The organism is Polynucleobacter necessarius (assembly GCF_900095175.1).
GTDB lineage: Bacteria > Pseudomonadota > Gammaproteobacteria > Burkholderiales > Burkholderiaceae > Polynucleobacter > Polynucleobacter necessarius_I.
The window spans coordinates 1,540,088-1,554,417 of sequence record NZ_LT606946.1; the positions used below are offsets into that span (position 1 = coordinate 1,540,088).

Annotated in this window: 18 protein-coding genes; 5 read left to right on the forward strand and 13 right to left on the reverse strand. The window is 46.2% G+C overall.

Going from position 1 to position 14,330, the window contains the following annotated elements:
* The first annotated feature begins 37 nt into the window (after positions 1–37).
* The 3 genes from waaF to DXE44_RS07990 are packed head-to-tail and all read left to right on the forward strand — an operon-like array spanning position 38 to position 2,016.
* A complete protein-coding gene (gene waaF / locus DXE44_RS07980) occupies positions 38–1,075 on the forward strand; it encodes a lipopolysaccharide heptosyltransferase II (RefSeq protein ID WP_114653967.1) in 1,038 nt (345 codons plus the stop codon).
* Positions 1,076–1,109: 34 nt separating this feature from the next.
* Complete coding sequence (locus DXE44_RS07985) at positions 1,110–1,544, forward strand: YybH family protein (protein ID WP_114653968.1); 435 nt, start codon at positions 1,110–1,112, stop codon at positions 1,542–1,544.
* Positions 1,545–1,572: 28 nt separating this feature from the next.
* Complete coding sequence (locus tag DXE44_RS07990) at positions 1,573–2,016, forward strand: DUF2946 family protein (RefSeq protein WP_231970624.1); 444 nt, start codon at positions 1,573–1,575, stop codon at positions 2,014–2,016.
* A 160-nt stretch (positions 2,017–2,176) separates the two neighbouring features.
* On the opposite strand, the gene DXE44_RS07995 is transcribed toward DXE44_RS07990, so the two are convergent.
* Positions 2,177–3,847: a M48 family metalloprotease gene (locus tag DXE44_RS07995; RefSeq protein WP_231970625.1), complete on the reverse strand. Its 1,671-nt coding sequence runs from the start codon at positions 3,845–3,847 to the stop codon at positions 2,177–2,179.
* A gap of 71 nt (positions 3,848–3,918) precedes the next feature.
* On the opposite strand from DXE44_RS07995, the gene moaC reads away from it, so the two are divergent.
* Entirely contained in the window at positions 3,919–4,398 is a 480-nt protein-coding gene (gene moaC / locus DXE44_RS08000) for a cyclic pyranopterin monophosphate synthase MoaC (protein ID WP_114653970.1), read from the forward strand.
* Between the two features lie 13 nt (positions 4,399–4,411).
* Positions 4,412–4,618, forward strand: a complete 207-nt coding sequence (locus DXE44_RS08005) for a hypothetical protein (RefSeq protein WP_114653971.1) — start codon at positions 4,412–4,414, stop codon at positions 4,616–4,618.
* A 23-nt stretch (positions 4,619–4,641) separates the two neighbouring features.
* Here the strand turns inward: DXE44_RS08005 and DXE44_RS08010 are convergent, their stop codons facing one another.
* From DXE44_RS08010 to DXE44_RS08065, 12 genes are all read right to left on the reverse strand, one after another.
* Positions 4,642–4,998: a hypothetical protein gene (locus tag DXE44_RS08010; RefSeq protein WP_114653972.1), complete on the reverse strand. Its 357-nt coding sequence runs from the start codon at positions 4,996–4,998 to the stop codon at positions 4,642–4,644.
* Between the two features lie 117 nt (positions 4,999–5,115).
* Complete coding sequence (locus DXE44_RS08015) at positions 5,116–6,846, reverse strand: sodium:solute symporter family protein (RefSeq protein ID WP_231970626.1); 1,731 nt, start codon at positions 6,844–6,846, stop codon at positions 5,116–5,118.
* A gap of 80 nt (positions 6,847–6,926) precedes the next feature.
* Entirely contained in the window at positions 6,927–7,187 is a 261-nt protein-coding gene (locus DXE44_RS08020) for a DUF4212 domain-containing protein (protein ID WP_114653973.1), read from the reverse strand.
* A 241-nt stretch (positions 7,188–7,428) separates the two neighbouring features.
* A complete protein-coding gene (locus DXE44_RS08025; RefSeq protein ID WP_114653974.1) occupies positions 7,429–8,079 on the reverse strand; it encodes a 3'-5' exonuclease in 651 nt (216 codons plus the stop codon).
* Positions 8,080–8,081: 2 nt separating this feature from the next.
* Positions 8,082–9,248, reverse strand: a complete 1,167-nt coding sequence (locus tag DXE44_RS08030; RefSeq protein ID WP_114653975.1) for a DUF294 nucleotidyltransferase-like domain-containing protein — start codon at positions 9,246–9,248, stop codon at positions 8,082–8,084.
* Positions 9,249–9,252: 4 nt separating this feature from the next.
* Entirely contained in the window at positions 9,253–9,393 is a 141-nt protein-coding gene (locus tag DXE44_RS08035; RefSeq protein WP_231970627.1) for a CBS domain-containing protein, read from the reverse strand.
* A gap of 5 nt (positions 9,394–9,398) precedes the next feature.
* Positions 9,399–9,968 carry a Crp/Fnr family transcriptional regulator gene (locus DXE44_RS08040; protein ID WP_114653977.1) on the reverse strand — a complete coding sequence of 190 codons (570 nt, stop codon included), beginning with the start codon at positions 9,966–9,968 and terminating at the stop codon, positions 9,399–9,401.
* A 158-nt stretch (positions 9,969–10,126) separates the two neighbouring features.
* Positions 10,127–10,624 carry a pilin gene (locus DXE44_RS08045; protein WP_114653978.1) on the reverse strand — a complete coding sequence of 166 codons (498 nt, stop codon included), beginning with the start codon at positions 10,622–10,624 and terminating at the stop codon, positions 10,127–10,129.
* Between the two features lie 122 nt (positions 10,625–10,746).
* Positions 10,747–11,454, reverse strand: a complete 708-nt coding sequence (locus tag DXE44_RS08050; protein ID WP_114653979.1) for a TerC family protein — start codon at positions 11,452–11,454, stop codon at positions 10,747–10,749.
* 81 nt (positions 11,455–11,535) lie between these two features.
* A complete protein-coding gene (gene sucD, locus DXE44_RS08055; RefSeq protein ID WP_114653980.1) occupies positions 11,536–12,429 on the reverse strand; it encodes a succinate--CoA ligase subunit alpha in 894 nt (297 codons plus the stop codon).
* Between the two features lie 15 nt (positions 12,430–12,444).
* Complete coding sequence (sucC, locus tag DXE44_RS08060; protein WP_114653981.1) at positions 12,445–13,614, reverse strand: ADP-forming succinate--CoA ligase subunit beta; 1,170 nt, start codon at positions 13,612–13,614, stop codon at positions 12,445–12,447.
* 174 nt (positions 13,615–13,788) lie between these two features.
* A complete protein-coding gene (locus DXE44_RS08065; protein ID WP_114653982.1) occupies positions 13,789–14,325 on the reverse strand; it encodes a RecX family transcriptional regulator in 537 nt (178 codons plus the stop codon).
* Positions 14,326–14,330: the final 5 nt, after the last annotated feature.

Sequence of the window (14,330 nt, forward strand, 5' to 3'; positions counted from 1 at the left end):
GCACCCCGCTCCGGGGTACTGTGTCGGGATACCTCATATGAATCGTATTCTGATCATCGCCCCCAACTGGATTGGTGATGCCGTAATGTCCCAGTCTCTGCTGGCGAATCTCAAAGCAATTTACCCGCAGTCGCAGATTGATGTTTTAGCTAGCCCTTGGGTTGCGCCCATCTATAGCGTCTGCGCTGAAGTTCATCAAGTCATTAAAGCGCGCCTAGAGCATAAGCAATTGCAGTGGGGTCTACGCAAGCAGCTGGCAAGACAGCTGGAATTAAATCAATACGATGCCTGCTTTGTTCTTCCCAATAGCCTGAAGTCTGCCTTAATTCCCTGGCTCGCTAATATTCCGCTACGGATTGCTTATCGCGGAGAGATGCGTTTTGGACTCATCAATTTTGCTTTAGATAATCCCAGCAAGACCAATCGCCCTCCGATGGCAAATCATTACCTTGCACTGAGCAATGTAATACAGCCATCACAAGAGATTGATGTCAATCGATCAGCAGACCCCAAACTCAACATCTCACCCGCAGCCAAACAATCTGTCAGCACTAAGTTGCAAACAGCGGGAATGAATGAAAAATCAATCTATGTGTTTTGTCCAGGCGCTGAGTACGGTGTCACTAAACGTTGGCCCACCGATCACTTCGCCACTCTCGCAGAGCAATTAATTGCCCATGAGTCGAATGCGCACGTCATTCTCTTGGGCAGCAAGAGTGATCACGAATTGGGTAAGGAAATTATTTCCCGAGTGACCAATACTTCTCAGATTCAGAACTGGTGTGGCGAGACTTCACTGGATGAGGCAATTGCACTCATTGGTATGAGTAAGGCACTGGTCAGCAACGACTCTGGCTTAATGCATATCGGCGCAGCATTAAAAGTTCCGCAAGTTGCGATCTTTGGCTCAAGCGATCCACACCATACGCCACCGCTATCCGATAAGGCAAAAGTCATTTGGCTTAACTTGCCATGTAGCCCCTGCCATAAGAGAGAGTGCCCACTAGGGCATCTCAAATGCTTAAAAGATATTCTACCCACGACTGTATTGGGCGCTATTCAATCATTCCACTAATTTTGCCGCGATACACATCACCAGAAAGTAAGCCATGACTAAACTTGCCAGACTTTTTCATAATGCCGATGAAATAGTGGATGCCTGGCGTGATGCCCTAAAGCATCGTGACGTCAAAGGTGCCTTGGCAATCTGGCTAGATGACGACTCAATTACTTGCGTGCTCCCAGAAGGACAACGCTTAAGTGGGCATGCAGAAATTCGGGAGAGTTTAGAGCGTCTGTTGGCAAAGCAAGCTCTCTTTTTAGAACCGATTGCCTGTATTAGCCATTCTGTTTTAGGTGCTGCAGTCTACGACACCACTGAAGCCGTGCATCTGCGCGCTGATCAAATTGAAGCTGAGTTCTTCCTCAATATCGCTTTGGTCTTACTACAGGATAGTCAGGGCTGGCGCATTGCTCACCTACATGCAAGCCATTCAACTGAAGATACTTTTGATGCCCCATCTACTCCACACGGGCTGCACTAATTAGTGATGGCTCAAAGATTGCCGCTTCATGGATGAGCAAGTACTCCGGTCTCTCATTAAGTGGCCTAATGTTCCTCACTGCTTTGGATGGCTAGCTTTGGATCGTCGCGGTCAATGGCGTATGCGTGATGAATTCGCCCAAGCCAATCAATTGGCTGGAAGTGTCATTCAGCACGTAGCCCTCAATGAGTTTATCTGCAGAAATTATGCACATGATGAATTAGGTCGATACTTTTTTCAGAATGGGCCACAACGGGTTTTCATCACACTGGATGCTACGCCATGGATTGCCAGAATCATTCCCACTGAAAGTGGTCCTCAGTTAATAACCCAGTGCACTACAGAAATAAAACCGCAGAGTGCTCTGAGTGATGAAAAAGGCAACATCTACATCACTGGATTGATTTCTCAAACAAGCTCAGATCAAATTGATGGCACCGCGTTCGCCAAAATCGGTTGCGCTATTGCATGATCATGATTTGGAGCTCTTTTCAGAACAATCTCGAGTTCAAGAAGATGCTTGTAGCTTCAGAGGCTCTTGGCAGTGGAATAGCAGAAATTTACCGATCGAGCCCATTCATTCGGCAGAACTGAGCGAGCGCTTTCACTTCATTAAAGCGCCTAGTAATTAATTAGCTAGGCATATTTTTGCCCTGCTCCTTCAGCTCTTCTTGGCACTCCTTCTGCATTTCGCGCAGACGTGCATCAATACTAGAAGCCTGATAAAAGTCAGAGCCACCAGAAGATCTAGCAATCTTGAGTTGCTCAATGGCGGATGGCCAAGCACCCTCTAGCGCATACTTTTCCCCAAGAGCGTAATGACGCATCGGCACATTCTTTGCCTGATCATAGGCATTCGATAGCATGGTCCACCACACTACCTCATTGGGCTGCAACCTAGTGCGTGCCTTTAACCAGGCAATGGCATCGTTAGCGCGACCCAATTTCAGGTAAGCATTCATCATCGCTGCGCCAGCAGCATAGGATTGTGGGAAGGCCTTTAAAGTCGCTTGAGCAATTTGTAGGGCCTCATCACCCTTACCCCTAGCTAATGCTAATTCGGAGACGGTAATGTCTAAAGATAGGCTCTGTCGAATTATGGGAGATCCAGGCGCACTTGCGCTATTGGCTAGATTGCGTGCTTGTTGCAAATAGCCCGCAGCCTGCTCAAACTTACCCTGCTTTTGAGCAACAAGCGCTAGCCCATAAAAACCTTCCATCTGCTTTCCTGGAGAAGACTGCTTACTCAAGCTATCAAAGGTATTTTTTAAGTCATACATTTGACTAGAACTTCCAGACTGCTCCATACGAGCACGTGCCTTAATGAAATAAAACTCCACCGCAGTAGGCACATTTCGGCTTGCGACATTACGAGCACGATCTTGCATATCCGCAATACGATCAGTGGTTAATGGGTGAGTGCGTACATAGAATGGAACACCGCTATCCATAATGCCCGTAGCTTTTTGCAATCTTTGGAAGAATCCTGGCGCACCATTCACGTCGTAACCGCTTGCTGTCAGAATCTGAAAGCCAATACGATCAGCCTCGCGCTCAGCATCTCTCGAGTAGGAGAGTTGATTATTCACTGCTACCGCCTGACCACCCTGCATCAAACCAGAAGCAGCGCCTGGATTACGTGAGGCGGCTAAGGCGCCCAACAAAATACCTGCAAGGGCAATCATCGTGTTGGTGGTCTGCTTGTCCATCTGACGCGCTAGATGGCGCTGTAAAACGTGACCAGTCTCGTGCCCCATTACTGAGGCTACTTCTGAATCTGTTTCAGCACTCACCAACAAGCCCGTATGAAAACCAATAAATCCACCAGGCAATGCAAACGCGTTAATACTGCTGTCTTTAACAGCGAATACCTCAAAGTTATAGGCGCCACTGCCCTGCTCATTGGCCCCACCCAATTGCAAACGTTTTGCAGCTTGCAATAAGCGTCGCTCCATTTGATTTAAATAATCATAGATGGGCAAGTCATTGGAATAATCTGGATCCGGACGAATCTGGCGCATGATCATCTCGCCATACTTTTTCTCATCCATACGACTTAAGCTATCGCCACCCGGATCACCCATATCTGGGAGCACAAAGCTTGGTTGAGTTAGGGGTGTATTGCGTGAGAGTAGATTTGAAGAGCGGGCATCGGGCGACTGAACTGCTCTACCTAGGTTCTGCAAAGCTGCAGACTCACCCTGAACCGAGACATCCCCCGTTATCGGGGAGGGCACAGGACCAGCGGCATAAACAAAGCCAGCGCTTGGCCAAGCCAAGCTCAGAATGAGCTGAGCAGCCAAAATTCGCTTAACTAGCGATGATTTTTGCGATGTCCTTATGACTTCCATCCCTATATGGTAAAACTTATCCCATGAACAAACTAACTCATTTTGATGCCTCCGGCCAAGCCCATATGGTTAATGTGGGGAACAAACCCAATACCCACCGAATCGCCCTTGCTGGCGGCAAAATTTCGATGTTACCCAGCACCTTCAAAATGGTAGAGGAAGGAACGCATAAAAAGGGTGACGTTCTCGGTATCGCCAGAATTGCAGGTATTCAGGCATCTAAAAAGACATCCGATCTGATTCCCCTTTGCCACCCCTTGGCTTTGACTCATGTCAGTCTGGAATTTCTCCTAAACCTAGAAACCAGCAGCATTGGCTGCCAAGTGAGAGCTGAAACCACTGGGCCCACAGGCGTTGAAATGGAAGCCCTCACCGCAGTCCAAGTCGCTCTTCTCACCATCTACGATATGTGCAAAGCAGTAGACCGAGGTATGGTGATGGGTGATGTGAAGCTACTCGAGAAGAGTGGTGGTAAGTCTGGCGAATGGAAAATTGCCGAATAATTTTGGAGGATATATGGCTGGAAAACTCAGTAAAAACAGTATTGCAATCCTTGCCAGCTTGGGTGTTGGCATCACCATGACTATTTTGTACTTCAACGAAAACATCAGCTTGTTTTTCGCTATTGTGTTTGCCTTGGTATTCAGCACAATCTCGAATTACGTCATCCTCGGCAGGGAAGCCTTTAAAGACAAATATGGAATGAATAGGAAGAAGAAATAAAAAATGCCCGTCAGGGCATTGATTTAACTCTTCTTTCTACCCCAAGGCTCCATATGGACATGGCGGCGAATAATAAAATCGAAAATAATCTTCATCCATAAGGTTGAGCCAGCAATTGCTGACCAAGTTTCGTAAGGCAAACCTAAAACGACTACGCCAAAAATAGCGTAAGTCATGATTAAGCCCCCAAGCAAATTGAGAGCGCCAACGATAAGGGCAAATTTTTGAGGATTCTTAGGTGACTTGCCACCCTTCAGTGCTACCTCTGAGTAGTCTTTCTTGACCAGCACCCTCCAGGCGCGGCGATACCAGTAAAACGCAATAGGGAACATGGCCAGAAATAAAATCCATGTCAGGGCTGTACTGATATCAAAAACCATTGAATACCTCTTTAATTAAGTCGATTCATTTTAGACTAATAAAAAAGGCCCTCTTGCGGGGGCCTTTTTTATTAGTCGGCACTAGCGAACTAGCACCGACAATGACATGCACTCTAATTAGTGTGCGCCATCTACTGCTTTTGAACCACGTGGAATACGTACAGCTTCAACCATTGCCTGGATGTGTGCTGGTGGCTCTGCAGTGAATTTATCAACTAAGAACGCTACGATAAAGTTCACGCCGGCACCAACTGCACCGAAGGCTTCTGGAGTAATGCCAAAGAAGCTATTCGCACCACCAATGAGACCAAGATACTCGGTACCCTTGATGAAGAAGATACCTTTGTGCGCGAACACATAGAACAAAGTAATGCCAAGACCAGCAAGCATACCGGCAATAGCGCCTTCTTTATTCATCTTCTTAGAGAAGATACCCATCATGATTGCAGGGAACAAGGGGCTAGCAGCAATACCGAACGCTAACGCCACAGTACCCGCCGCGAAGCCTGGTGGATTAAGGCCTAAATAACCTGCCACGACGATGGATACCGCCATTGCAACCTTACCAGTCATCAACTCACCCTTCTCACTAATCTCTGGCATAAATACGTTCTTCACTAAGTCATGAGAAATCGCAGCAGAAATCGCCATCAACAAACCAGCCGCTGTAGAAAGCGCCGCAGCCAAACCACCCGCTGCAACCAGACCGATAACCCAGTTTGGCAACATCGCAATTTCAGGGTTAGCCAACACGATGATGTCAGCATTCACAGTCAACTCGTTGCCTTTCCAACCAGCAGCAGCTTTGTCAGCAGCAGCTTGATTTTTGGTTTTGTCGTTGTAGTACTGAACACGACCGTCACCATTTTTATCTTGCCACTTCAACAAGCCAGTCTTTTCCCAACGAGCCATCCATTCTGGACGAGCGTCAGCTTTGATGCTTGATTCAACAGCATATAAATCACCACCAGTTGCAACAGCTGTATTTACTGTAGCAATCAAGTTGTACTTAGTCATTGCTGCAACAGCAGGGGCAGTAGTGTACAAGGCGACAATAAAGATCAATGCCCAACCAGCAGATGAACGTGCATCAGCAACTGTTTTCACAGTAAAGAAGCGCATGATCACGTGTGGCAAACCAGCAGTAGCAATCATCAATGAGAGTGTGTACACAAACATATTGAGCTTGCTACCGGCAGTTGTGGTTGTGTACTGACCAAATCCAAGCTCAGTTACAACAGTATCAAGGTGTGCCAATAAAGATACGTCTTGGCCAACCAAGTTAGAACCCAAACCAAACTGTGGAATTGCAACACCAGTCAATGCTAAAGAGATGTAAACAGCTGGAATGATGTAAGCAACGATCAATACGCAATACTGAGCTACTTGGGTATAAGTAATACCTTTCATACCACCGAACACAGCGTACGCAAACACGATACCCATACCGATATAAATACCAGTTTCCTTAGAAACTTCAAGGAAGCGGGCAAATGCGATACCCACACCAGTCATCTGACCAATAATGTAAGTTAAAGAAGCTACGAGCAAGCACAAAACCGCCACTGTAGATGCCGTCTTGGAGTAGAAGCGATCGCCAATGAACTGCGGTACTGTGAACTTACCGAACTTACGCAGGTATGGAGCAAGCAATAATGCCAAGAGAACGTAGCCGCCAGTCCAACCCATCAGGAAGAGACCGCCGCCGTAGCCCATATTGGAAATCAAGCCGGCCATCGAAATGAAAGAAGCAGCAGACATCCAGTCAGCAGCTGTCGCCATACCGTTCATAACAGGGTTAACGTCGCCACCGGCAACGTAGAACTCGCTAGCCCAGCACGGGCCCATATCGCAATGCCGATGTAGAGCGAGAAGCTCAGACCAACAGCGATATATATAGTTGTTTGTAAATCCATGAATATCTCCTGTTAATCTTCGTGAACGTCAAACTGACGGTCAATCTTGTCCATACTGCCCTTGTACCACCAAATTAAGGCGATAAAGATCACTAAGGAACCTTGTTGAGCAAACCAGAATCCAAGTGGATATCCACCAAGATAAAACGCATTCATTTGTTCAACAAATAAAATGCCGGCGCCGAAAGAAACTAGGAACCAAACAATCAGGATCTTAGTCAATAAGCTCAGGGTTGCTTTCCAGTAGCCGTGAGCGTCATGAGAATGTTGCATATTCCCTCCAGAGAATCGCTTTAGTTATAACCATAATTCCAGGTTTCCCCAGAGTCCTATCCGATCAATAACCGCAAAACACGCAGCTATTTATCATTAACCGCTAATATCCTGGGTATTGGCAAAAGAAATAACTAGTATTAACCCTAAAAATTGCTAGGTATTAACCCCTGATTTCCTTATAAGAAACAAGCACTTAATTGAGTCAAACCCCAGCCCTTCAGGGATTGCGCGGGGTTTACTAGTGACGAGGCAATTTGCGCAGACGCTTCTCGAGTTGCTCAATGTCTTCAATTGAGCTGGCATGCTGTCGTAATAGTGGCCAAATCTGCATCATGATTTCTGCAGTAGCAAAGGTATCGGCTGCAGCCTGATGACGCACTGCACACTCAATTCCTAAAAACTGCATCCAGTCATCCATATATTTAGCCTTTACTTCAGGATGGCACTTCGCCACCAATGGCTCAATGTCAATCCAGGCATTCTTTAGCTTTCGCCCCAAGAATTGCTTAAAAGTTTTTTGAATCATCGCCTCATCAAATACCGCATGAAATGCAAACAATGGAGAGCTGCCAATCCATTCCTCAAACTTGAGTAGTGCCGTGGCTGGATCGATGCCCGCCTTTTGAGCCTGCACCCCAATGCCATGCAGCAAAATATTTTCTTTATCGGATGTTTTGCTGGCTTGCTGCTTAAGCACAATCTCAAAGCTATCAGCCAGGTCAATTTTTAGAGTTTGGGTTGCTGGATCCAAATGAATGCAGATTGCAGCAATCTCTATCAAGCTGGCTTTACGGGTATTTAAGCCGGTTGTTTCTACGTCCAGCACAACCCAACGGCAAGGATCCATGGGTGCCGCGCCCCACAAACCCTTAATCCAATCAATATTCATCTTTATTGACCAAATGCGCGCTCGAGGCGCTGCTGAAAGTTTCGTGTGACGCTCAGGGATTCTTTCAAAATACGTCGATCAATATTGTTTAAGCTATTGAGCTCAATGGCATTTGGATTGCCATCGATTTCATGACCATCAATCTGAATCGATAAACGCAGCATCTGTAGATATTCAAATGCCGTTACCCAGGACATGTACTCTGCCTCAGGAACTTTTAAAGCCTGGCCTACTGCTATGAGACGCTCTCTGGTATTGGTTTCCGGTATGGCGTTCGCCAAAGCATAAATTCGTGCAGCATCTACCAAGATAGCGGTGCCATGTTTTTTCAAATCAATGCGCTGCTTGCCATCGAGCTTAATCGTATCTAAACCACCGTGCCAAGTAATAGGCACCTTCATGCGCAATGAATTGTCTGCCAATTGCTTCAGGAAACGCAGATTGCGAGGAGCATGAGTCAGGATAATTTCTTTCATCTTGAGAAGTAAGTCGGGATTGCCGGCAACCCTTCTAAAGTCAAAGTAAATACTGGCGTTCAATAAATTCTCACCAGAACCTTCGTCAATCCAGTGGGCAAACTTACGATTCCACTCGGCCTCACTTAAGCAGATCTTCGGATTGCTTGCCATCACATTACCTTTACATAATGGATATCCGCAGACATCTAAAGCCTTATTCACATCCAGAGCAAAGGCAAGATACTTGTCCCGCACAGCATCGCTTGCTTCTCCTGCAAATACCGGGGCGTTATCTTGATCAGTGGCAATGGTTTGCTCAGAGCGGCCCTCAGAACCCAAGGCAATCCAAGCAAAGCTCTTCATATCAATGTGGTGCTGGTGCGCATACAACTCAATCAACCTGTCACACACTAGATCATTCAAATCGCTAATTAATCTGGTCAGTTGCTTAGCTTGAACCCCTTGACCAATCAGGTTCTTAGCAAAACGTCGAATATCTTTTGCGCATAGGGCTACGCTCGCTAAATCTGGTGCTGAGCGAATTGCCATGCTGATATGCTTTAGCGAGAGCCTCTGCATCGCAAACAAGTCTCTCTCCGAGAGAATGTTGACCACCTCACTGCCGTCCATCACCGGGATATGTCCAATCCCCAGCTGCAAAAACATCAATGCAGCATCCTGAGCGCTATCGCGGATGGTTAGTGATTTCACCCCTTTAGTTCACCTCTTTAATAGGTAGGTGCACATCTATCTGAGGAATCGTCACTCTTCCTAGTATGTCATAACGCGTCAAGATACCCTGCAGACCTTCTTCTGAGTCACCCACCAATATCGAACCAACCCTGCGCTCATGCATTAATGTCAGCGCCTCTTTGATACTGGTATTGGGGGTGACACACAATGGTTTTTACGAGGCAAGTCTCCCAAAGGGGTTTCTAAAGACTGCTCTGAGAAAATTTGTGATGTATAGGTTCTCTGCAATACCTGCCAAGAACGCTCTAAGAATTTCATAATGCTTTGACTTAAAAAGTCAGCAAACTGTGGCGACATTTCTGCCAAGCGCCGCATCACATCAGTTGTAATACTTAAACAGAAACAATCGCCAATAGCGGCATATGTTGCGGCTGGAGATCGCCCTGCCATTGCAGTGCTGACTGGAAAAAGTTCCCCCGCTTCAAACTCATGTGCCTCACCCGCTTCATTGGAGAGACCACGACGAGAGACAACGCCGCCCTTACGAATAAAAAACAATCTATTGACCGGTGGACTCTGCGGAGACAGAAATACCTCTTCTGGCGCAAAGTACTCTTCCTGCGAATTTTCAATGAAGAAATCTACATGCTCTGGCTTCATTTCAGAAAACGGCAGAACCTGCATCATCTGCTGGGTCAGATTCACAATCAAACTGCGGGATGGGCTGGTTTTCTTCAAGGCATCCTCTGTTCTTCGCTTTACTTTAACTGTTCAATTTATCGCGTCATTAGGCTACTGTCTATATGATTTGACCCCCTTATTTGATTACGATCAAATAAGGGGGTCATTCTCTTGCCTAAACCCCAGCACTTTGCCCCTAAGAATCAAAGAGAGGCTTACTTAGCGAGTCGGCACTCTGAAGGTAGTAATTGTGGGGATAAGTTGCTATCCGGGCTTCTACAAGACCATCCTCCAGACCATGATGATGATTCAGGCCTTGATAAATCCATTGCACTCGGGATGATCGCATCGGGCTCATTTGTTGGAATGAGGTACAAAGTGTTTTTACCTGCAGGCGCCACATTGGCTTGATAGCCAATAACAACGGTCCCAGAAGGGTCAATTTCAATGAACTTCACATTGCGCGTTGGCGCAAAAGTAAAGGCGCCCTGCGTCGCCTCATCCATTGCTACAGCACCTTGACTAGAAAATACCTCCGTGACGGCAAGCTTAGCAGTAGAGGCGAGATTCAAGTCCTCCACAACTCGACTTCGGGCTATGTAATCTTGATATTTAGGAACAGCTACAGCAACCAAGATGCCAATGATGGCTACAACCACCATCACCTCAATTAAGGTGAAACCGGATTCTTGTTGCTGATCTTGCGTAGACATTTTTATAAGCTCCTGAGGTTAAATACCTCATCATCCAGTCTATACCCAACAAGCTCAAGACGTCCAAATGTAAGAAAAGCCGGCTTTAAAGGCCGGCTCTTTCTGATTAACGCGAAAGAAAATTAGTGAGCCTCTTTGGCTGCATTCTTTTTCTTAAAATAGCTGCCAACTAAAATCACTATCCCAATGCCAACCACTTCAAAAGCTAGCTTTGCATCACCTAGTGCAGCTTGAATGCTATCTTTGATAGCAGGGTCATCAACTAACATGCCGCCAGCCAAGAAACCCAAAAGTCCTGCGCCAAGAGTAATGATGATTGGGAAACGCTCCATTACTTTGAGCAACATTGCGCTACCAAAAATAATTAACGGAATAGACATTGCTAAACCAATGATCAGGAGCAAGAGGCGAGTTTCTTCAGGTCCCTTTTGGGCTGCTGCTGCAACCGCCAAAACGTTATCCAAGCTCATTACCAAATCAGCAATTAAGATTGTGCGGATAGCTGCCCAGATACTAGTCTTTGCTTCCATATGCTCTTCGCCACCACTATCAGACAAAAGCTGAATACCGATGTAGAGCAACAGCAAGCCACCAACGATTTTTAAGTACGGTAAGGTTAATAAAGCAACTGCGGTGATCGTGAGCACCACACGCAAAATGATGGCTGCAAAGCTACCCCAAAAAATAGCTTTCTTTTGTTGGGCAGGCGGCAAATTGCGAGATGCTAAAGCAATCAAAACAGCGTTATCACCAGATAACAAAATATTGGCAACGATGATTGAGAGTAATGCTGCCCAAAAAGCGGCATCTGAAAATGCTGAAAAATCCATAATGTCTCCGTACTTTTATATTTTAGTTTTAACTACAAGGTGCTACAAGAAACATGCCGACGAATCGGCATGTTTATTTGATTACAACATGGCTTTGAGTAAAGCCGCCATTTCTGATGGATTTCTTGTTACTTTAAAGCCACATTCTTCCATAACCGCAAGCTTAGCATCGGCCGTATCTGCACCACCAGAAATCAATGCGCCAGCGTGGCCCATACGTTTTCCAGGAGGCGCTGTTACACCAGCAATAAAGCCAACTACCGGCTTTTTCATGTTTTCTTTGCACCAGCGAGCTGCTTCAGCCTCATCTGGACCACCAATTTCACCAATCATGATGACTGCATCGGTTTCAGGATCTTCGTTAAACATTCTCATCACATCAATGTGCTTGAGACCGTTAATAGGGTCGCCACCAACACCAACTGCTGTGGACTGACCTAGACCAATCGCTGTCAATTGACCAACTGCCTCATAAGTCAAAGTACCAGAACGGCTAACTACGCCAATGCGACCCTTCTTATGAATATGGCCAGGCATGATGCCGATTTTGATTTCGTCTGGAGTGATGATTCCAGGGCAATTTGGTCCAAGCAACAAAGTCTTCTTGCCGCCTGCAGCTTCTTTTGCATGCATCTTGTTACGCACTTCCAGCATATCCTTGACCGGAATGCCTTCAGTAATACAGATAACAAAATCGAGGTCAGCTTCTACAGCTTCCCAAATTGCAGCAGCAGCGCCAGGAGGCGGAACATAAATTACGGAAGTAGTAGCGCCAGTTTGCTGGACAGCTTCTTTTACAGTTCCGTAAATTGGAATGTTAAAAATAGACTCGCCCGCTTTTTTAGGATTTACACCCGCTACAAAACAGTTTTTTCCGTTTGCGTATTCCTGGCACTTCTCAGTGTGGAACTGGCCAGTCTTACCAGTAATACCTTGAGTAATCACTCGTGTATTTTTATTTACCAAAATAGACATATTGAAGTTCCTTGATTATTTGTTTTTCGCAACAGCAGCAACTACCTTAGTAGCAGCTTCCGCCATTGAATCGGCGCTAATGATTGGCAAACCAGAGTCTGCAAGAATCTTCTTGCCCAACTCCTCATTGGTACCCTTCATGCGAACAACCAAAGGTACAGTCAAGTTCACCGCTTTACATGCTGTCACTACGCCATCGGCGATCACGTCGCAACGCATAATGCCACCGAAAATATTCACCAAAATAGCTTCAACACTCTTGTTTTTGAGCATGGTCTTGAATGCTTCAGTAACCTTCTCTGCTGTAGCACCACCGCCAACGTCCAAGAAGTTTGCTGGCTCACCGCCAAACAATTTAATGGTGTCCATCGTAGCCATTGCCAAGCCAGCACCATTCACTAAGCAACCGATGTTGCCGTCGAGTGAAATGTAAGCCAAGTCAAATTTAGAAGCCTCAATCTCAGCTGCGTCCTCTTCATCGATATCGCGGTAAGCCACGATCTCTGGATGACGATACAAAGCATTGGGATCAAAATTAAATTTAGCATCAAGAGCTTTGATCTTGCCGTTGCCTTCCAGAATTAATGGGTTGATCTCAACCAATGAAGCATCAGTTTCCCAATAGGTCTTGTACAAATTCTTGAATACATCACGCGCCATTGGAATAGAAGTGTCAGGAACGCCAATGCCCTTAGCAATGATGTCGCAATCAGCATCTGTCAAACCAATCAATGGATCAACAAATACTTTGATAATTTTTTCTGGGTGAGATTCAGCAACCTCTTCAATGTCCATGCCGCCTTCGCTGGACGCCATGATCACATTCTTTTGTGTGCCACGGTCAGTAACGATGCTGAAGTAATACTCTTTTTTAATATCAGCGCCATCTTCAATTAAGAGGCGATTTACTTTTTGACCTTCTGGGCCAGTTTGGTGAGTCTTCAACTGCATACCCAAAATTTCAGAAGCGTACTTTTTCACTTCGTCCATGCTGCGAGCTAATTTCACGCCACCACCTTTACCGCGACCACCTGCATGAATCTGTGCCTTTACAACCCATACTGGGCCGCCGAGCTTTTCGGCAGCTTTAATAGCCTCATCAACGCTGAATGCAGGAATGCCATTTGGGACAGGCACATTAAATTGGCGCAAAAGTTCTTTGCCTTGGTACTCGTGAATTTTCATAATTACTCCGAAACGGTGTCTTTTTTAGCAAGCGATAAGAATGTATAAAATCAGCCGCCTGCTTTTTAGTCTTTTTTCTCTATCCAACCAAAAAAATGGCGAGCGTTTTACCCGACTTTGTAAGTCTATCATGCTGCAATGCATCAACTTGGGGTTTTTGGCTCCGTAATTGCCCTAGTCAGGGCGTCCTGCGACTACCTTGGAGACCGCATCAGAGCTGAAGCCCTTAGAGGCCAGAAATCGATATTGGCGAGCCCGCTCTTTTTGTTCAATTGCCAATGCACCAAACTTGCGCAACCACAACTCATGGGCACGCTGGTATTCAGTTTCCTTGAGATTCTTGAGCAAATCAATGGTCTTTGCGCTATCTACCCCGGCCTGAGCAAGTTCATCCTGTATTTTTCGAGTACCAAAGCGCTCGCTACGGCGTCGGACCAGAGCCTCTGCAAAGCGTTGGTCAGACAACCAACCGCGAGCCTCAAAATCATCCAGAACAGCTTCAATTTGTGTGCTCAAGGGAATTACTGGGTCAAGCACCTCAGCATCACCCTCGGAAGACTGGAACTTCAACATCCTCGCTGCAGATTCTTCGAGCTTTGCAGCCAGTCCTTTGCGGCTGTACTCTCGCATAGACAAAAGGCGCAAAGCCCGAGCTTTAAGACTCGGGCTTTGTTTTTTACTCTTCTTAACAGTGCTACCTAATTCTGACATTGAAG